Origin of the sequence: Paraliobacillus zengyii, from assembly GCF_003268595.1 — a bacterium.
Lineage (GTDB): Bacteria > Bacillota > Bacilli > Bacillales > Amphibacillaceae > Paraliobacillus_A > Paraliobacillus_A zengyii.
On the sequence record NZ_CP029797.1, the window covers coordinates 3,605,133 to 3,624,680 of the forward strand.

Here is a 19,548-nt window from a genome sequence, read left to right on the forward strand (position 1 = left end):
ATTATTTAACTAGGTTGAAAATTAAAAAAACGGGTATATAGAACTAGCACGGAATAAGCACAGACGGTGAGGCACACACACATGAACATACGTAAAAAGAAACAATTATCCATATTATTCATATTTATTTATACAGGTCTTTATTATATTTTTTTGATCACATGGAAAAGTAATGAAGGTGTCCTATCCTTGGTCGGGAACTTCCTTTCTCTTTTCGGCTGTTTCATAGCCGCCATTTGGTTATATACTGCAACCAAAGAAAGCGAGAAAACAGAGCGGAACTTTTGGCTTCTCTTATTATTAGGAACATCGAGTACATTTATAGCTGAATTCTTCTGGCATTTTTATGAGAACATCCTCAAAATAGATGTCCCCTTTCCTGGATTGCCTGATTTGTTTTACCTTTTACAAATTGTTTTTTATTTTGTTGCTATTACATATAAATTATCAGGTACCAAAAGAAAGTATCACTTTACGAAGTTTATTTTCGACCTTGTAATTGTGATGACAGTTGCCTCTACTTTCAGTTGGCATTTTCTAATCCATCCCACTATTGCTGCAGGTGATGTATCTCTCTTTCCTTTAGTCGTCTCCTTGGCATATCCTATCGGAGATTTAGTCTTATTAGCAGGGATAATAAGTGTTTACTTCCAAAATCAACTAGTCAAAGAAAACAAATTACTATATTTACTCTTTATCGGTTTATTGATACAGATCTTTGCTGACTCTTATTTTTTATATTTAATATCTATAGACGGTTATTCTTCCGGAAGCCTGATAGACCCTTTATTTATATTAGCTATTCTATTTGTAGGCTTAACAGGTGTTTTTAAAAAGACCGAAACCACGTTGAATCAAACAGATGAAAGAGCCATTCATAAAACGGGAGTTTTTCGTCTTATTCTTCCATACTTAACTGTTACTTTTCTATTTGTCTTTATGATCTATCGTAATACCAATACTGATATTGTTACGATTGGTTCAGCTATTTCCATTTTACTAGTTATGATAAGACAAATTTTTATAGTTTCAGAAAACCAGCAACTGCTTCAACAACTTCATAAGAAGAAAGAACAACTAGAGATAGGTAAAAAACGTTATAAATCTCTTTATGAGTATCATCCAGATGCAGTATATTCACTTGATTTAAAAGGTAGATTTGAAAGTGTCAATAGTGCCTGCGCAAAATTACTCGCGAGCGATAAAGAAGAACTAATTGGTATTTCTAGTTCTAACTTTATACTAGAGAAAGACCATAAAAAAGCATACGCGCATATGGAAGTTGTCATGCGCGGGCAAGCACAGAATTATGAAATATCTTTGCGCGATAGTGTGGGACAAACATATATTGCAAACATTACTAATATCCCTATACTTGTGCGAGGCAAACTTGTAGGTATTTATGGAATAGCAAAAGATATTACCGAGAACAAACAAAATGAAGAAAAGATACAATTTCTTGCATATCATGATGCGTTAACAGGTTTAGCAAACAGAAGATTGCTGGAAGACTCATTAGTATCAGCAACAACCCAAAATGAGCCATTTGCAATTATGTTTATCGATTTGGATAATTTTAAAAAAATTAATGATACATTAGGGCATGATGTAGGAGATAAATTACTTGTGTCGATATCCGAAAAATTAAGAAAATGTGTTAATAAAGATACACTTGTAGCGCGTAATGGAGGCGACGAGTTTACTATCTTACTTAAAGGTATTTCAAATCGAGAAGAAGTAAGTCAAATAGCTAATGATTTGATTAACACTTTGATACAACCACATGTAATAAATGACGATAACGTTCTAAGTTCACCTAGTATCGGTATTGCGCTTTACCCTTTTGATGATACAAATCCATCTGGATTAATGAATAAAGCTGACCTGGCAATGTATCAAGTGAAAAGTGAAGGAAAGGGAAAATATAAATTCTATGTTGAGAAATAGAAATTTGTTCATAAGACATACTACTATGTAGTACTTCTTTAGTTGTAATCATGAAGAAAAAACAATTTGATGTTATTAAAAATGGAGAAGGCTTTATCGCAGCATTAGACCAAAGTGGCGGAAGTACACCTAAGGCATTAGCAGAGTATGGCGTAGCAGAAAATTCTTATACTAGTGAAGAAGAAATGTTTGACCTTGTTCATGAAATGAGAACACGTATTATTACCTCACCAACATTTGATTCTGATTATATACTCGGTGCTATTTTATTCGAGCAGACTATGGACAGCAAGATTCAAGATCTTTTTACCGCTAATTATTTATGGGAGAAAAAAGGGATTGTTCCCTTCTTAAAAGTAGATAAAGGCTTGGCAGATGAAGCTGAGGGTGTTCAATTAATGAAGCCCAATCCAGGTTTGGATAATTTATTAAAAAGAGCAAGTGAAAAACATATTTTTGGAACTAAAATGCGTTCCGTTATTAAAGAGGCAAACCCTGAAGGTATAAAGAAAGTTGTTGCACAGCAGTTTGATACTGGTAAACAAATCCTTGCTGCTGGTTTAGTTCCAATTATTGAACCCGAAGTAGACATTAACAGTGCAGATAAGGAACAGTCTGAGCAAATCCTAAAAGATGAAATCTTAAATCAACTAGATACATTAAATGCTAATGAAAATGTTATGATAAAAATCTCTATTCCAACTGTAGATAATTTTTATAAAGAATTAATTAACCATCCACAGGTGGTGAGAGTAGTCGCACTTTCTGGAGGTTATCCAAGAGAAGAAGCAATTGAAAAATTAGCTAATAATTCAGGTCTAATAGCAAGTTTCTCAAGAGCACTATCTGAGGATCTAAATGCAAATCAAACAGATGCAGAATTTAATGCGATGATAGAGAAGTCCATCAAGAATATTTACACAGCATCCTTAACATAGAATCATTAAAGAATAAAGAGAGCCTCCATTTTAATGGAGGCTCTTATCATAAACAATAATCCTTAAGAAAACAGCTTTAGTTGTTTAAAATGTGTGTGCTACATCTTTTGCACGGTTAATACCGTCTACTTTAATCTCTTCTGCTTTTTCAGGCATTGCGGCATGGCCTTCAACAAACAAACCTTCAAAGGATGGTACACCAAAGAAATTCATAACAGTATTTAAATAACGATGTCCCATTTCCATATCAGCAGCTGGGCCTTTAGAATAAATTCCTCCACTAGCTTGAATATGCAAAGCTTTTTTGTCAGTCAAAAGGCCAATAGGACCTTCGGCTGTATATTTAAATGCTTTATTTGCAACCGCAACTGAATCAATATAAGCTTTCATTACAGGTGGAAAAGAGAAGTTCCATAAAGGTGAAACAAATACATATTTATCCGCTCCGATAAACTGTTCACTCAATTCATTGAGACGTCCTACTTTTTCTTTCTCTTCTTTACTAAGTTCTTCAAATCCTTTACCAGACTGAAGTTTTCCCCAACCTTCAAAAACATCTGCATCAATCGAAGGAATGTTTTCTTTATAAAGATCTATGTGTATCACTTCATCATTAGGGTTAACATCCTTATATGTATCAATAAACGCCTTACCTGTAGCCATACTAAAAGAGATCTTTTCATCGTGCGGATGTGCTGTAATATATAATACTTTAGACATAATCATAACACCTTTCTATTTTTTCAATCTTATTTATAGTCATAAAACAACTATCTCAGTATAATATCTCAATTCAGAGATATTAACTGTGATAAACATCATAAAACAGTTAAATATTTTAAGTCAACTATTTGATTTTGGAAGTATTATTTATTTCTTTGTTAACTAAAACGGTTGAAGTTATTAGAGCAGTAATCGGGATAATCAAGGCAACACCAATCCCACCACAAAGAATTGTGATCATCTCGGCACCAAATACCTTTGAATTAATTATTTCACCAAGTGAATAGTCTAAATCTTTAAATCGGATTAACAAAGCTAGATAACCACCAAAAAAAGCAAAGAACAGTGTGTTGGCGCTTGTACCCAGTAAGTCTTTTCCAATACTTAATCCAGCCAGAAAGAGTTCTTTTTTCGATATTTTAGGATTATGTCCTTTTATTTCAAACATCGGTGAACTGATAGAAATAGCCACATCCGTTACTGCTCCAATCGTACTCATAATTATCACAGAAGCCGCTACCTTCACAAAATCTATACCAATATAGAAAGAATAAATATAAAGTTCCTCAACTTCCTCCACGCCAAAACCTTGAATCATCGTTTTTTCTGTAACAATAAAAATAAATAAAAGTAAAATTGAAGTCGTCAATACCGTAGATATAAAAGCTGTTTTCGTTTTAATATTTACTTCATTAATAAAGAACAAATTAATACAGCTTATGATCGTACAAGCAATTAAAGTCAATATTATTGGATTAGCATTTTGATCTGTCATCATTAATACCGTAATTAATAACACGATAAAATTTATGAATAATGCAATAAATGAACGTACTCCTTTCTTCCCACCAATGACGGCCATCATTACAAAGAGAATACCTGCTAATATTACTAAAGCATTCATAATTTCGCCCTCTTTCGGTTAATAAAGAAAATTGTAGTATATAATCCAATCGGAATTGTTAAAACAATACCAATTCCTCCAGCTAATGCGCGAGTCAATTCCAATGATAAATTCATTGAAAGTGTAAAACCTAACGTAACATCATTGAGAAAGTAAAGAAGTAGTGTCGGAATTGTCCCACTAACGTATGCAAAAAATAAAATATTTGTCATGGTTCCCATGATATCTTTACCTATTTCAAGACCTGATGCTTTAAGATCTTTAAAAGAAATATGATGATTTTTTTCATATAAACCAAATAAAGAGGAAGACATTGTCACCCCAACATCCATTACAGCACCTAATGCACCAACAAGTACGCCCGCCATGAATATCGCTTGAGGTGGCCGGGTTAGAAAGGCCATTTCTTCAAAACGTAGGCCTTGCTCATTTGTTAGCCAAAGTACAAACATTGTAATAAAGAGTAACGCAAATGTTCCTAGCGTTGTTGATACAATTGCAGCATACGTTTTTTCATTAAATCCACTAATTAACAACAGAGACACTGCTGTCATTATAATCACGACGATACTCATAATAAATAAGAGACTAGCATCCGCAGTGTTGATATAAATATCCAACGCATAAGCGATCAAAGCAGCATTAACTAGTAAACTAATAATCGCGAATATACCTTGGCGTCTTCCAATTGCCATTAATACAAAAATAAAGATCCATGCAACGAGCAATAAAGATTGATCCCGTTTTACATCGATTATACTTCCAGTCAAATCACCATTATCTTCACTAGAATCAATTGAAATAAATAAATCATCTCCAATATGAAATTCGGGCTGATAAATTCCTGAGCCAGAGTACTCATTACTTAAATGAACAAGCTCACCTTTTGACTCCCCATTCTTCAACTTTGCAATAAGCTGTTGTGTATAAATAACATCTTCATTTTGATGCTCATCTGTTACTTCCGTTTGATCTTCACTACTTATTTCGATAACTTCAGCGATTGACTGATCATAAAAGGAATGATTATTATAAACGAATAGAAGGGACGCAACAAAAGAAATTGCTAGTATTGCAATAAATATAAAGTGTTTGTGTTGTAGTTTTTTTAAGAGATTATTCATCTAGTACCTCCTGTTTTTCGGAGCAATAATTTACATCTTATCATAATTAATGAGGTTAAGCAGATTTTGCTAACTATTATTCTCGAATTTTGATACCAAGGGTTTCGATTACTTATCCGTTTGTTCATTACGTTTTATTCTTTCATTCTATTAAGAAACTATAAAAATAAATCAGTACTTATCATATTACTTTAAAAAAATTAAAAAAAATCATATTCACGTCATCTATTTTAATATAAAATAGAGTTAATTATATCTTGATAGATTGGAGTGGGATGGTTGGATAAGTACAAGTTTAATTCTGAATACAATGAAATGATCGTACACGCTATTGTAGAAGGGTATCGAGAATATATTGAACATCGAAAGGAACGTAGTGAAAAAATGCAGATTAGCTCTGCGTTCGCTTGGACAAAAGGTAATTTTATTGAAAGCAAATTGGCAGAAGAGTGTATCAATCATGGTTTCTCTTTCAAGAAGTCGAAGGCAGGTCTAACATGGGATTATCTCCAATTTATTCATGGAGAGACAAAAAAGTTATTTCTTATCAAAAACGCGGCTTATTTTGATGAAAAATGCTTTTCACAAGCAAAGTCACCGAATAGCTTAGCCAATAGTAGTTATCGTACCTACCTTCATGAGCTTTCCAAAATAAATAACGGTTTATTTCCACAATCTGAGGAAAAACTTACATTTGAACATCCCAAACAACTCTCTTTGTTTGTTGCAGAAAATCAAATAAAAGAAGAGTTAGATCACTACCAAACATACGATGAATTTCATATTCTTACTTATGAACTTGATGATGCATATCAAATAGCTAAAATTATGCATTATTTGCCCAATCCCGAAGATAATATTGCTTATAAGATAGAAGAGCTTTCCTCCTATATTTCTGGAGCGGAATTAACAGATGAAGAGAGGGAAGTTATTGCACCAACAGCTAATGAAGAAATCATAGATCCAGCCGCATTCGATATTGGAATCTTTGAAGAAAAACAAAATGAATGAATACACGATTGATTTCTGATTACATGAGGAGGAACGATATGTTTATTGGTGAGAATTTAACCAATCTTCGTATCATGCGCGGATATTCACGAAAACAGCTCTCTGAACTATTGGATGTTACAGAACAAGCAGTTTGGCAATATGAAAACAAGTACACATCGCCAAAAATGCAGGTGGTTAATGCATTAAAAAATACATTTGGTGTAAAAAGTAAGTACTTCTATACGCAGGATATTCTAGATCGCACTATGATACGAGATAATATTAAAATGACACATATTGCTTATCGCTCTAAATTGATAAATGTTATATCAAAAACACAGGCAGAAGCAAAACACATGGAATATCTAGATACGTTTGTAAATTACTTAACAGCTAAAATCAGTTATCCTTCCCTAAAAATTATTGATTTAAGAAATGACATCATTAATTACCTATACACTTCAAGTGAAGATAGATTTACACAAATAAATAAAGTAGCCAAGCTAGCCCGCAATAGATTAGGATTTAGAGATGATACAAATGATGACCTTTTGTTTTTAGTAGAGAAGAGTGGGGTCTTTATTTTTGAAAAAGCAATTGGAGACGATATTGACGCTTATAGCCTTTGGACAAATCAAGAACGTCCTTACATCATTTTAGGAAATATGAAACGTTCATCTGTACGAAGAAACTTCGATATTGCACATGAATTAGCACATTTATTGCTTCATTATCGATCAGAATTTTCTAGTCTAGATCGCAAGGAACATAAAATATTTGAAAAAGAAGCCGATATATTTGCTGGTGCATTCCTTTTACCAGAAGACGCCTTTATAGCAGACATGAATGATATATATCACGTTACTAACCCAGATGCGTATATCGATTTAAAAAAGAAATGGGGTACCTCTCTTCAAGTACTAGGTTATAGAGCAGCTAATCTAGAAATTTTTGATGCAAAAAGTCACCGGAATTTCTATGCAGCTCTTCACAGAAAAGGGTATTTAAAGAAGGAACCACTTGATGACACTATCCCAATTCAGAAACCACAAAAAATAAAATCTATTATTGATCTAGTGCTTAAAAAGGGAATTATAGATATACGCCAAATGATTGAACATGATTGGATGGTAGACGTTTCTTTCTTTCATCACTTAACAGGAATAGATCAACGTTTCTTTTCTAACTACTTGGTTAGCGAAAAAGATTTTGGGTTGGATAATGTCACTCCGTTACCTTCTCGTATAGTTGGTCGATAAAGAAGCGAGCAGAAATTAGCTGAAAAAAGCTATTAATAGACAAAAAAACGTTCAGAACCAATTTAAACTGAGCGTTTTTTGACGTTAATTTCACTATTCTTCTTCCATTATTCCCTTTAGATAAATCATCACTACTCTCTTAACCTACCATTGTTTTCTAAATATATCCATGCTATGCTTTTATTACTATTTGTGAATTAATTAACATAGTAGTCTAACAAAAGGAGCGAATGATATGAAAGCTTTAATTGTGTTTTCCCATCCAAGAGAAGGTAGTTTTTCTCATGCTTTACTAGATCGCTTAACAAAAGCACTAGAATCAAAGGGGTATCAAGTAAACATAAGAGATTTGTATAAGATGAACTTTAACCCTATTTTAGGCAGAGCAGATATGATCCATATTGAAGATGGGAAATTTGTAAGAGAACAGAAAGCGTTCCCTAAAGATGTCCAAATTGAAATGCAATACATGTTAGAAAGTGATTTATATATCTATATTTTCCCTAGCTGGTGGAATGGTATGCCTGCAATGATGAAAGGCTATATGGATCGTGTCTTTCAACACGGCTTTGCCTATAGCTTTGAAGATGCTGAAGTACAAAAACGTTTTGAAGGAAAACGAGCTTTATTCTTTACTCCTACTGGTCAACCACAGCAAATAGATGGGAAAGAAAATCCATTAACAGAACCTATTCGCACCATTACATCCGGCTGGTTATTTAATGGAAATAGTGTCGAAGTGATTGATCACGTTTTTTATGGTCAAGTTCCCTATCTAACAAGAGACGAACTTGAATTATACTTACAAGATGCTGAGAAAAGAATAGATCAGCTATAAATAAGTAAAGAATTGAGGAATAAACCAACCGCTAATTTCTCTATTCTCATTTTCTAACTACACTATAATGCAGGGACAACACATTATGCCCCTGCAACTTATTTTATTATTCTTCTAAAGCTGTTAATAACGTATCAAGGTTTTTGTTCATTATAGTAAAATAATCTTCATTATTTTCCACATCCTCTTCTGTTAGCACTGACAGATTATGAATATTCAGAGAGGCAACATTAGTCTCATTTTGAATCACTTTAGCAACCTTAGGCTCTATATTCTGTTCGAACAGTAAGTAACGAATACCATGTTCATTGACAATATCTATCACTTCTTCTAATTTTTTTTGTGACGGTTCATTACTCGAAGATAGACCAGAAATAGCCACTTGCTCAATTCCATATGCTTCTTCCCAATAACCGTATGCCGCATGGGTTACCAAGATCTCCTTTCTTGCTGTGTTCGCAAGCTCATCTCTAAAACTTCTATCCAATTCTTCTAATCTTGTTTTTAAATCTTGAAAATTCTTCTCAAATTCTTCTTCTTCACCCGGCATTAATTCAACCAACGTATTCTTTATATTTTCTGCTAATTCAATAGAACGAATAGGCTCTAACCAAACATGCGGATCTTCATCACCATGGTCATGTTCTTCTTCTTCCTCGTGATCATCAGCATAATCTAATAACTGTATATCCTCTGCTGCTTCTGAAATAATTACATTTTCACCTTCTAGTGCTTCTTCTATACTCACTGCATATGTTTCCATCTCGGCTATGTTATAAATAAAGGCATCTGCCTCAGCAATTTCGATCATTGTTTTAGAGGTTGGCTCGTATGTATGAGCATCTGCTCCAAGTGGTAAAATTGATTCTACTTCAACATGGTCTGCTCCGATTTGTTCAGTAAAGTAAGCCAATGGATATAACGTTGTATAAATAGCTAACACTTGATCCGTTTGCTCAGCAGTTGCTGCGACCTCATCATTCTTCTCTGTAGTCTCTGTTGCACCACAACCTCCTAAAATCAGAAGTGCTATTAGACTAAACATGCCCATATTAATACTGTGTTTTCTCATATTCCCCATCCTTCACTTTTATTCTCGTTTTCCTATATAAATAGTATGAAACTTACAATTCCTACTCAATTTATTTACGAAACTAGGCATTTACCAGCTTGATTTCTTTATCCCAGGTAATTGACCTTTATGTGCGTACTCTCTAAAGGCAATACGTGACATCTTAAACTTTCTCATATATGCTCTAGGTCTACCTGTTATCTGACAACGATTTTTCAAGCGTATTGGCGACGAGTCACGTGGTAACTTACTAAGTGATACATAATCACCTTTAGCCTTTAAGTCCTTTCTTATCTCTGCATACTTTGCTACCATTTCTTGACGTTTTTTCTCCTCCACAACCTTTGATTTTTTAGCCAATTCTTATGCCTCCTCGCAAATAGCAATGGTTACGATTTGTAAATTAAAAACCCGCTTTACGTTTTTATAAATCGTAATAATTACGTTTTGATGACTATTATAAATTATGTTTCTATGTTTGTAAATAGTAATAGTTACGATTTGTTTGTATTCATTGCTGTTTTTTTGAGAAAATAGGAATAAGGACGTTTTATGACATCTTCCTTAAATTATATAACTCTGGTTCGATTGGATATATAATTAGTCGATACAAGGAGGAATTGCGATGCATTTTTCAACAGTTCTATACCATGAAATTAGAAAAAAGAATGATTTCAATCCAGATCAACCATCACATATTGACGTTAATCAGAATTACGATGACATTTTACCTGCTTCTTTATTTGTTACACTTGAGCAATTCAAAGAACAAATGGACTATCTGAAAGAAAATCATTATCACACACTCACATTAAAAGAAGTCAAAGACTTTTATAAGCATCAAAAACCACTACCCGAAAAATCAATTTTACTTACTTTTGATGATTGTTTTCAATCTGTGAAAGAATATGCCTATCCAATTTTGAAAAGCTATGGATTTAAAGCAGTTGCCTTTGTTGTTACGAGCTGGTTGCACGAGGAGGTAAAACCATTCGATACTAATAAATCTATTTGTATGTCTAAACAGGAGCTAGAAGAAATGACTGATGTATTTGAATATGCAAATCATACCGATTCTTTTCATCAACGTAAAAATGACTCCCTTAGTCTGATGATGGAAGCAACAGACGAGGCGTTTGCTGAGGATTTAGGAGTTTGTAACGAATATGTACCTGTAAATGACGTGTTTGCTTATCCATTTGGATTATTCACCGAAAGAAATGTCTCTCTTTTAAGGGAAAAAGGTTTCTCTCTCGCATTCACTTGTGAAATGGGCAACAATGATGAACATACTGATCCATTATTACTCAGACGAAATGTCATTCCATATTTTTTAGATTTAGCACAATTTGATAAACTTATTTAGAAGCAGAAAACCGTCTCCTGATTTTTCACTAAAAAATGAGCAACAATGGCCGAGTCACTGGCCATGTTGCTCATTAATTGAATAAAATTGATCATAATAGTGCCAATTAAACAATTACTTTAATAAAGTCCTCACCTACTGCAACATTTCCTTGTTGTTTCACATTAGCTATTTCTTTATATGCTGCTGTGTTCGTAATAATAATAGGCGTGATCGTGTCATATCCAGCAGCTTTGATTGCATCCATATCAAATATAAGTAGGGCATCACCTGCATTTATTTGATCGCCCTCTTTTACAACAGCTTGAAAATGTTTTCCATCTAGTTTAACTGTATCTAAACCAACATGAATTAAAATTTCTGCTCCATTTTCACTTGTAATACCAAGAGCATGTTTTGTAGGGAAAATCGTTGTAATCGTACCTGTAACTGGTGACATTACCTTACCTTCTGTTGGAAGAATAGCATAGCCTTTACCCATCATTTCTTGGGCAAACGTTGGATCATTAACTTCTGATAACGGCTTTGACTCACCTTTAATCGGACTAACTAGTACTTCAGATGTTATCTTGTCTTCTGTTTTAGGTGTAGTTTCTTTACTCGTTTTTTCTACTTCAGTTGAATTATCGGCAACTGGTACATCTTTAAATCCAATAAAATACGCAACTACGAAAGACACGATTAACGAAATAATAAGGGCAATAATTGCATGCACTATAGTTGGACCTATAAGTACTGGAATTCCAGGTAGTCCTGCATTACCAGTGATTACAAACGCTTTAGTATTTGTTAAGCCATTATATAGACCACCAGATGCACCACCTATCATTGCAGCAATAAATGGTTTCTTTAATTTCATGTTAACACCATACATAGCTGGTTCTGTTATCCCCATCAATGCGGTAACACCTGTAGAGAACGCCAATGACTTAAATTTCACATTTTTAGTACGTAATGCAACAGCTAATGCAGCACCAGCTTGTCCCATATTTGCAACGAACATTGCTGGAATCATATAATCATAGCCATTAACTGCAAGGCCATTAATAATAATTGGCGATAATGCATAATGCATTCCTGTCATAATAATTAATGAGAACGTTGCACCTAATAACGTTGATGAAACAAAAGCAGCGTTATCAAATAAGAAGTTAACACCAATTGAGAGATAATCCCCGATAACAGTTCCGAGTGGTCCAACTACTATTAACGTAAATGGCACAATAATTAATAGCGTCAAGGTTGGAACAACGATTAATTTTAATGATTGATGCGTAACTTTATCAACCCATTTTTCCACATAAGATGAAGCCCAGATTGCTAGTAATATTGGAATTACTGTTGAGGAATAGGTAGCAACAACCGTGACTGGTATTCCAATAAAAGATACACTTTCACCGGTTGCAAATAGAGTAGCCAAATTAGGGTGAAGAATTGCAGCCCCGACAGATGCGGCGATAAATGGATTACCCCCAAATTTCCTTGCTGCACTAACTGCTAATAGAACAGGTAAGAAGTAAAATGCACCATCTCCAATTATATTTAAAATTTGGTAGGTCTGACTCGTATCCGTAAGCCAACCTAATGTTACAAAAAGAGCTAGAAAACCTTTGATCATACCTGCCCCTGCTATTGCAGGAATAATGGGTGTGAAAACTCCAGCAATTACTTCAAATAGAGCTGAAACAACGTTCTTTTTCTCTCCATTTGATTTTTTCTCATTACTTGTTTCCTCACTTAAATTACTATTTGCAATCAATTCTTTATATACATTTGATACCTCATTACCAATAATAACTTGGAATTGACCGCCACTAAGATTGGTACCCATAACGCCATCCAAATCTTCTATTTTGTTTTTTTGCACCTTATCATTTTCATTGAGATTAAAGCGTAAACGCGTCATACAATGAACAACACTTTGTACATTGTCTTCTCCGCCAACTGCTTGTAATATTTGTTCTGCTGTTTTTCTGTGTTCCATGCTTATACCTCCGATTTTTTTAAATATTATTTCTAAAACAATTAACCTATAATGGCTAAATCCTTATGTACTAATGTACTTTAAAGCGTGATACCCATTCGTTTTTCCCACAAAAAAAACCTAAGTTACCTCAGGGCACAAGAGTCTTTAACTCTTCCGCACTTGAAATAACTTAGGTTTTGCCCGCTTAACCAGTAACAATCCTAAATGGATGATTAATTTGTAAACAAACTATAACAAGCTCAATCTTATTTGTCAACGTTTACTTCTGTTTAATAGAGCATGAAGTTCCGATCATTTTATAAATTATTACCATTTGTTGCAATTACTTCTTTATACCAATCAAATGATTTCTTTCTTTCTTTTTCTTTCTAATGTACCATTACCGTAATCGTCTTGATCTACATAGATAAAACCATAACGTTTAGACATTTCTGATGTACTTGCAGCAATCAAATCGATACAACCCCAGCTAGTATATCCCATGACGTCTACACCTTCTTTAATAGCTATTCCCATTTGCTCAATATGAGCACGTAAATATTCAATTCGGTAATCATCGTTAATAGACCCGTCTTCTTCTACTTTATCATATGCTCCAAGACCATTCTCAACTATAAACAACGGGACTTGATAACGATCATATAGCTTTTTCAATGTAAGACGTAAACCTTTCGGATCAATTTGCCATCCCCAATCAGATGCTTCTAAGTAAGGATTTTTAACGCCACTAAAGAAGTTACCCTTTTCTTTCTCTTTATCTGGTGCTCCACTTGCAACCATCGTCATATAGTAGCTAAAGGATAGAAAGTCTACCGTATGCTGCAATAGAATTTCTTCATCTCCTGTATGCATTTCAATATTGATATTATTTTCTTCAAAGTAATTCAACATAAAACTCGGATAATAACCACGTACTTGAACATCTGTAAAGAAAAGATTTTTTTGATCTTCTTCTAATGCTGCTAAAACATCATCTGGATTGCATGTTTCTGGATACACTTCCATACGTGCTAACATACAACCAATTACTGCATCAGGTATAATTTCGTGACATGCTTTTACAGCTCTTGCACTTGCCACAAATTGATGATGTAATGCCTGATAAACAGCTTGCTCCTTGTTTGTGACCCGATCAACCAATATCCCGCTTCCAATGTAAGGTGAAAAAGTAGATACGTTGATTTCATTAAATGTTAACCAATATTTCACTTTATCTTTATATCGTTTAAATACTGTTTCTGAATAATGGACAAAGAAATCAACTAAACTGCGATCTGCCCATCCATTATATTTTTGCACTAGATGTAGTGGCATTTCATAGTGAGAGATTGTTACTAATGGCTCAATATTATATTTTAGTAATTCATCAAACACTTTATCGTAAAATGCTAAACCTTCTTCATTAGGTTCTGTTTCATCACCATTCGGAAAAATTCTCGGCCATGAAATCGATAGGCGGAAAGTCTTAAACCCCATTTCTGCATACAAAGCAATGTCTTCTTTATAGCGATGGTAAAAATCATTTCCACGACGTTTCGGAAAGTTATCTCCTCTTTTTCCTTCTAACAACTCTTGTAATTCCTTTTCGCTTGTAACATCCATCTCAATGTTATTACCACGTTCCTCTTTAGGAATAAATGAAACCATATCAAAAATGGATAGACCTTTACCACCTTCGTTATATGCACCTTCTATTTGGTTAGCAGCTGTAGCTCCTCCCCATAAAAAACCTTCAGGAAAATACGTTTTCTTCATATAAATACCTCCATATTTAGTATCTAAAATAGTTTTCTTCACTATCGACTACTTCCATATTACTTCACTAGGTGAAACTATAATCAGCATAAGCGGATTAGTAAGAAATGTATATATAACGCATTGATCTTGTTCGTTTTAACACAGTAAGTCACTTGTGTCATATTTGTAACACACTGTTTTATCAGATGGTTTATGCTATAATTAATGCAACAACCAAACAGACTGAAGGTGAAGATAATAGCTATATTTACAAGCGAGATCATTGGATCTTTTAATGAATTAGAAACTTCTATATACAACTTTATTAGTAAAAATAAAGAAAAGGTTGCCTATATGCGCATTCGCGAATTAGCAGCTGAAACCCATGTTTCAACAGCAACCGTTTTACGCTTCTGTCGAAAATTAAATTGTGAAGGTTACTCAGAATTTAAAACAAAGTTAAAAATGGAATTAGATAAGAGCGAGAAGACTACAATTAAAAGCTCTCAACATGCACTGGTTGAATTCTTTGAAAGAACATTAAACGGGGAAAGTGATGAAAGAATTACAAAGGTCGCAGCTTTAGTAGCAAAATCAGATAATGTTATATTTATCGGTAATGGCAGCTCTGGCATTCTTGCTGAATATGGTGCAAGGTACTTTTCAAGTTTAGGCTCTTTTTCCACTTATATTAGAGATTTTTCTTACCCAATCCATTCTAAACTAAGGTATAACAGTGTAGCACTTGGCTTATCTGTTTCAGGAGAAAATCCCTTTACCATTTCTCAATTAAATCAGCTTAAGCAAGAAGGAAGTAAAATTATTAGTATTACAAATAATAAGCTTTCTACCATAGCAAAAATTTCAGATATAAATATTCCTTATTATATGTCTGAAGAATTCTATCAACAAACCAACATCACGACGCAAGTTCCAGTCATGTATATCTTGGAATCTATCGCTCGTGAAATACATAACCTATAATTAATTAAAAACCTTAGACCTAAATTCACTTTAGGTTTAAGGTTTTTAAGTGTTTCACCTTGATTTCTTAAAGGCAGACTACTAATATAGCGCGTCCTTTTTGCCTAAACGAAGCGTCTGCTCTATCGATTTCTCTAAATCTTTATAAAAATCCGGATTTTCAGATAGTGATATGCCATAAGATGGTATCATTTCTTTTATTTTCGGTTCCCACTCATCGAGATATTCAGGGAAACATCTTTCAATTAACTCAAGCATAACGTGAACAGCAGTAGAAGCTCCAGGTGATGCACCTAATAATGCTGCTACAGAGCCATCAGAACTATTAATAATCTCCGTACCAAATTGAAGTGTTCCTTTACCCCCAGCTTCCGTATCTTTAATTACTTGTACACGTTGACCAGCTACCATGATATCCCAATCGGCACTTTTAGCATCTGGGATAAACGCCCGTAATTCTTCCATCCGCTTTTCATTTGTTAAAATAACTTGTTGCATCAAGTATTTTGATAATGGTAACTCTTTTACTCCGGCTGCCAACATTGTTAATAGATTATCTACTTTCACAGAAGTTAACAAATCAAGGTTTGAACCTGTCTTTAGAAACTTTGGTGAGAATCCGGCGAAGGGACCATATAGTAAAGTTTTTTTGTTATCGATAAATCGTGTATCAAGATGCGGAACAGACATTGGTGGAGAACCAACCTTAGCTTTACCATATACTTTCGCATGATGTTGCGCTACAACATCCGGGTTGTTACACACCATGAATAAGCCACTTATCGGAAATCCGCCGATTTGTTTTGATTGAGGAATACCTGTTTTCTGTAATAAATGCAGACTTCCACCTCCACCACCGATAAAGACAAATTTAGCACGATGATATTCGATTTTATCGTTACCTTGCACTTTCACTTCCCATAGACCGTTATCCTTACGTTTAATGTCTTTAACAGCGTGCATATAATTCACTTCAATATTTTCGCTTTGTAAGTGGTCAAATAACAGACGTGATAAAGCACCAAAGTTAACATCTGTACCCGAATCGATTCTTGTTGCTGCTATTGGTTCACTCAAGGTACGTCCTTCCATGATTAGCGGCATCCAATCCTTCAATTTTTGGGGTTGATCCGTATATTCCATCCCTTGAAACAAGGGATTATATGATAGTGCCTTGAAACGATTTCTTAAAAACTTTACATTTCTTTCTCCTTGGACTAAACTCATGTGCGGCAAAGGCATAATGAAATCTTGTGGGTTACGAATAATATTTCTGTTTACAAGATAAGACCAAAACTGTCTGGAAAGCTGAAACTGTTCATTAATATCAATTGCTTTACTAATGTCGATCGAGCCATCCTGTTTTTCTGTTGTATAGTTAAGTTCACACAATGCAGAATGTCCAGTACCCGCATTATTCCATTCATTGGAGCTTTCTTCTCCTGCATTTGCTAGTTTCTCAAACACCTTTATTTTCCAGTCTGGTGCTAACTCGTTCAATAATGATCCCAAAGTTGCACTCATTATACCGGCACCAATTAGGATAACGTCTGCTGGTTTTGTATTTTGCATTATAGCTTTCCTTTCCCCAAATAGTCGCCAAAAAAGACAGCAGTGTTAGTCTAAAATTCAGATGTAAAACGAATCAAACACGGCTTAGCATCGCACCTTTTTTGTTTCAATTACAACTCTATAGTAGTAAAGTCTGTCTATGAATTCATCTATCAATTCGTATCTACTAATTATAAACTACTTCATTCTATTTAAAAATAGCTCTTTCACAAAATGAGGTAGATAGTTATTCCATATTTATAAAAAAGAGAAGCGCCTAAGCGCTCCTCCCATACTTTTTATCAATTTTTAAATAAATTCAGCAATCGGGCCCAGAAACCTTTTGGTTCTTCCTCTTCTTCCTCTTCATTTGATTCTTGTTCTTGCTTTTCAATACTTTCTGTTTTAATCACAAATTGTACCGAGTTTACTTTCTCATTTTCTGCAGAGACAAATGATACAGCATCAAAATCAGATTTATCAAAATCAGCAATCATCTGGTCGATTTCCTCTTGCATCTCTTCAGGCATATCTTTAGTAGATTGATACAGTGTATCTGTACCATCATCAAGTTCATCAACACCAGATTCTAGTTCATCGGTTCCACCTGACAATTCCACGATTCCACTATGAATTTCATTATACGAACTCGATAATTGGCCAACACCATCTGTGTAGCTTACGAGTCCCGCATGAAATGTTTTGTAATTACTAGACAAGGTCGCCAATCCAGCTTGTAGTTCTTCTATAGAGTCTGCCACATTCATTCCTTCCAATGAGGTTGTAATATCAGTAGCCATCGTATCCATACTGTTTGCCATTTCCGTAACTGATGTGCTAACTTCTGTAAGCGTTGGATTTACTGCCTCAAAGGCTTCTTTTGTAGCGGTATAAGTCCCTTTAGCTTTACGTGTAGCTTCATACGTTTCAAGCAATTTTTCAACCACTTCACTATCCGCATCACTCGTTTTAAGGGCTTCAATCTCTTCTTTCGTTATCTCGTATTCAGGGATTGCCACCATTGCCTCATCTAATGAGCTATAAGCAGCAGTGTAATTCTCGTTTAGTTTTGTTAAGCCATCCGCCGTTTGACGCAAGCCTTCTGCTAATTGTGAGAGCCCATTTGGTAGCTCTTTTAATGCACTTAAGTCCATCTCACTTGAGCTCTCACTAAGCGAACTATTAATCTGAGCTAGCCCTTCGTCAATTGCTACCGATGCATCAATAAGTCCACTAGAAGACCCGTTGATCTCGGAAATACCATTTAAATATTGACCAGAGCCATCACGCAAACTTGCAACGCCACTGTTTAAATCTGAGACCCCTGTATTTAGTTCTCCAACACCATTACTAATCTCTCCAATTGCATTTGTTAATGAATTCATCTCACCCGTCATTTCATCAATATCTGGGGCATCAATTGACATCGATTGTGGCACCGCTGCTATTTCCATAGCCTGTAACTCGAAATCAACGGCATCAGCTTTAACAGCAAGATCTCCGGCTTGTTCAGGCATAACGGTGAATGTTACTTGTTTATTTTTACCCGCATTTGCAATTACTCCACCTTCTGTTTCGATATTATCAAAAATCTCAGGTTCTAAATTAAGTGAAATTTGTAAAAGATAGTTCTCAAAAAATATAGGATCAACATTTTCATTGGCAGACGTTTCAATTTTTATTTCTACATTTCCGTCTTTTCCCGCAAGTTCAGTTGGCTCTATTTCATTACCATCTAATAAATAAGAAATTGTAATATCCCATGGTAATGCTGCGTTATCCAAGTTTCCTTGATAATAGAATTTATCTTCTGGTAAAGTAAGTTCGATTTTATCTTCCTCTTGTTTAATTTCCGATAGGTCAGTTAGATTCTTAAGGTTAGAATACATACCGTAATCGACAATATTTCCTTCTTCGACTACATCAAAAACATTAACAACATAAACTTCTTGTCTTTCTCCGTTAGGACTAAGCGTTGCATATACTACCTCATCCTTTGAAGCGTACTCTCCTGTTGCAACTTCTGCCGCTTCCACATGATCATTCAAATTAGCAGTTACTAGAAATGACGGCACGACAAGGACTATAGCCATTAATACATAAAACATCCGTTTGTTTCTCATCA

At 34.5% G+C, this 19,548-nt stretch carries 14 protein-coding genes and 2 pseudogenes; 7 read left to right on the top strand and 9 right to left on the bottom strand.

Translation table 11 applies throughout. The features are described from left to right. Positions 1 to 81: 81 nt before the first annotated feature. Positions 82 to 1,947, top strand: coding sequence for a DUF4084 domain-containing protein (locus tag DM447_RS17605; RefSeq protein WP_112182482.1), 1,866 nt, complete (start codon positions 82 to 84; stop codon positions 1,945 to 1,947). Positions 1,948 to 1,997: 50 nt separating this feature from the next. After that, positions 1,998 to 2,885, top strand: coding sequence for a fructose bisphosphate aldolase (locus tag DM447_RS17610; protein ID WP_112182483.1), 888 nt, complete (start codon positions 1,998 to 2,000; stop codon positions 2,883 to 2,885). A gap of 84 nt (positions 2,886 to 2,969) precedes the next feature. Here the strand turns inward: DM447_RS17610 and DM447_RS17615 are convergent, their stop codons facing one another. From DM447_RS17615 to DM447_RS17625, 3 genes are all read right to left on the bottom strand, one after another. After that, positions 2,970 to 3,605: an FMN-dependent NADH-azoreductase gene (locus DM447_RS17615; RefSeq protein ID WP_112182484.1), complete on the bottom strand. Its 636-nt coding sequence runs from the start codon at positions 3,603 to 3,605 to the stop codon at positions 2,970 to 2,972. A 127-nt stretch (positions 3,606 to 3,732) separates the two neighbouring features. After that, positions 3,733 to 4,512, bottom strand: coding sequence for a YibE/F family protein (locus DM447_RS17620; RefSeq protein ID WP_112182485.1), 780 nt, complete (start codon positions 4,510 to 4,512; stop codon positions 3,733 to 3,735). Beyond that, positions 4,509 to 5,636 carry a YibE/F family protein gene (locus DM447_RS17625; RefSeq protein WP_112182486.1) on the bottom strand — a complete coding sequence of 376 codons (1,128 nt, stop codon included), beginning with the start codon at positions 5,634 to 5,636 and terminating at the stop codon, positions 4,509 to 4,511. Before DM447_RS17625 ends, DM447_RS17620 begins: the two co-directional genes overlap by 4 nt. A gap of 279 nt (positions 5,637 to 5,915) precedes the next feature. Here DM447_RS17625 and DM447_RS17630 point away from each other — a divergent pair, with 279 nt between their 5' ends. The 3 genes from DM447_RS17630 (at position 5,916) to DM447_RS17640 (ending at position 8,726) form a co-directional block, all read left to right on the top strand. Beyond that, complete coding sequence (locus DM447_RS17630; protein ID WP_112182487.1) at positions 5,916 to 6,647, top strand: spr1630 family ClpXP-sensitive toxin; 732 nt, start codon at positions 5,916 to 5,918, stop codon at positions 6,645 to 6,647. Positions 6,648 to 6,685: 38 nt separating this feature from the next. Next, positions 6,686 to 7,888, top strand: a complete 1,203-nt coding sequence (locus DM447_RS17635) for a spr1629 family repressor/antitoxin (RefSeq protein WP_112182488.1) — start codon at positions 6,686 to 6,688, stop codon at positions 7,886 to 7,888. A 235-nt stretch (positions 7,889 to 8,123) separates the two neighbouring features. After that, entirely contained in the window at positions 8,124 to 8,726 is a 603-nt protein-coding gene (locus DM447_RS17640; protein ID WP_112182489.1) for an NAD(P)H-dependent oxidoreductase, read from the top strand. A 106-nt stretch (positions 8,727 to 8,832) separates the two neighbouring features. Here the strand turns inward: DM447_RS17640 and DM447_RS17645 are convergent, their stop codons facing one another. Together DM447_RS17645 and rpsN are read right to left on the bottom strand one after the other, a co-directional pair. Beyond that, positions 8,833 to 9,798, bottom strand: a complete 966-nt coding sequence (locus DM447_RS17645; RefSeq protein ID WP_112182490.1) for a metal ABC transporter solute-binding protein, Zn/Mn family — start codon at positions 9,796 to 9,798, stop codon at positions 8,833 to 8,835. A gap of 90 nt (positions 9,799 to 9,888) precedes the next feature. Beyond that, a complete protein-coding gene (gene rpsN, locus DM447_RS17650) occupies positions 9,889 to 10,158 on the bottom strand; it encodes a 30S ribosomal protein S14 (RefSeq protein ID WP_112182491.1) in 270 nt (89 codons plus the stop codon). 265 nt (positions 10,159 to 10,423) lie between these two features. Here rpsN and DM447_RS17655 point away from each other — a divergent pair, with 265 nt between their 5' ends. Next, positions 10,424 to 11,164: a polysaccharide deacetylase family protein gene (locus DM447_RS17655; protein WP_112182492.1), complete on the top strand. Its 741-nt coding sequence runs from the start codon at positions 10,424 to 10,426 to the stop codon at positions 11,162 to 11,164. 106 nt (positions 11,165 to 11,270) lie between these two features. Here the strand turns inward: DM447_RS17655 and DM447_RS17660 are convergent, their stop codons facing one another. Together DM447_RS17660 and DM447_RS17665 are read right to left on the bottom strand one after the other, a co-directional pair. Next, the gene (locus DM447_RS17660) at positions 11,271 to 13,148 is read right to left on the bottom strand and encodes a beta-glucoside-specific PTS transporter subunit IIABC (protein WP_112182493.1); all 1,878 of its coding nucleotides are present in this window, start codon (positions 13,146 to 13,148) and stop codon (positions 11,271 to 11,273) included. 299 nt (positions 13,149 to 13,447) lie between these two features. Further along, positions 13,448 to 14,906 (bottom strand): annotated as a pseudogene (locus DM447_RS17665) (glycoside hydrolase family 1 protein). Between the two features lie 246 nt (positions 14,907 to 15,152). Between DM447_RS17665 and DM447_RS17670 the strand changes: the two are divergent. Next, positions 15,153 to 15,872: a MurR/RpiR family transcriptional regulator gene (locus tag DM447_RS17670; RefSeq protein ID WP_112182795.1), complete on the top strand. Its 720-nt coding sequence runs from the start codon at positions 15,153 to 15,155 to the stop codon at positions 15,870 to 15,872. 81 nt (positions 15,873 to 15,953) lie between these two features. On the opposite strand, the pseudogene mqo reads toward DM447_RS17670, so the two are convergent. Together mqo and DM447_RS17680 are read right to left on the bottom strand one after the other, a co-directional pair. Then, positions 15,954 to 17,465, bottom strand: a pseudogene (gene mqo, locus DM447_RS17675) (malate dehydrogenase (quinone)); the annotation flags it as partial. Between the two features lie 260 nt (positions 17,466 to 17,725). After that, positions 17,726 to 19,546: a YhgE/Pip domain-containing protein gene (locus DM447_RS17680; protein WP_338418767.1), complete on the bottom strand. Its 1,821-nt coding sequence runs from the start codon at positions 19,544 to 19,546 to the stop codon at positions 17,726 to 17,728. Positions 19,547 to 19,548: the final 2 nt, after the last annotated feature.

Coding starts and splice junctions, on each gene's coding strand:
- DM447_RS17605 (WP_112182482.1), top strand. CDS start 82: ATGAACATACGTAAAAAGAAACAATTATCCATATTATTCATATTTATT.
- DM447_RS17610 (WP_112182483.1), top strand. CDS start 1,998: ATGAAGAAAAAACAATTTGATGTTATTAAAAATGGAGAAGGCTTTATC.
- DM447_RS17615 (WP_112182484.1), bottom strand. CDS start 3,605: ATGTCTAAAGTATTATATATTACAGCACATCCGCACGATGAAAAGATC.
- DM447_RS17620 (WP_112182485.1), bottom strand. CDS start 4,512: ATGAATGCTTTAGTAATATTAGCAGGTATTCTCTTTGTAATGATGGCC.
- DM447_RS17625 (WP_112182486.1), bottom strand. CDS start 5,636: ATGAATAATCTCTTAAAAAAACTACAACACAAACACTTTATATTTATT.
- DM447_RS17635 (WP_112182488.1), top strand. CDS start 6,686: ATGTTTATTGGTGAGAATTTAACCAATCTTCGTATCATGCGCGGATAT.
- DM447_RS17640 (WP_112182489.1), top strand. CDS start 8,124: ATGAAAGCTTTAATTGTGTTTTCCCATCCAAGAGAAGGTAGTTTTTCT.
- DM447_RS17645 (WP_112182490.1), bottom strand. CDS start 9,798: ATGAGAAAACACAGTATTAATATGGGCATGTTTAGTCTAATAGCACTT.
- DM447_RS17655 (WP_112182492.1), top strand. CDS start 10,424: ATGCATTTTTCAACAGTTCTATACCATGAAATTAGAAAAAAGAATGAT.
- DM447_RS17660 (WP_112182493.1), bottom strand. CDS start 13,148: ATGGAACACAGAAAAACAGCAGAACAAATATTACAAGCAGTTGGCGGA.
- DM447_RS17680 (WP_338418767.1), bottom strand. CDS start 19,546: ATGAGAAACAAACGGATGTTTTATGTATTAATGGCTATAGTCCTTGTC.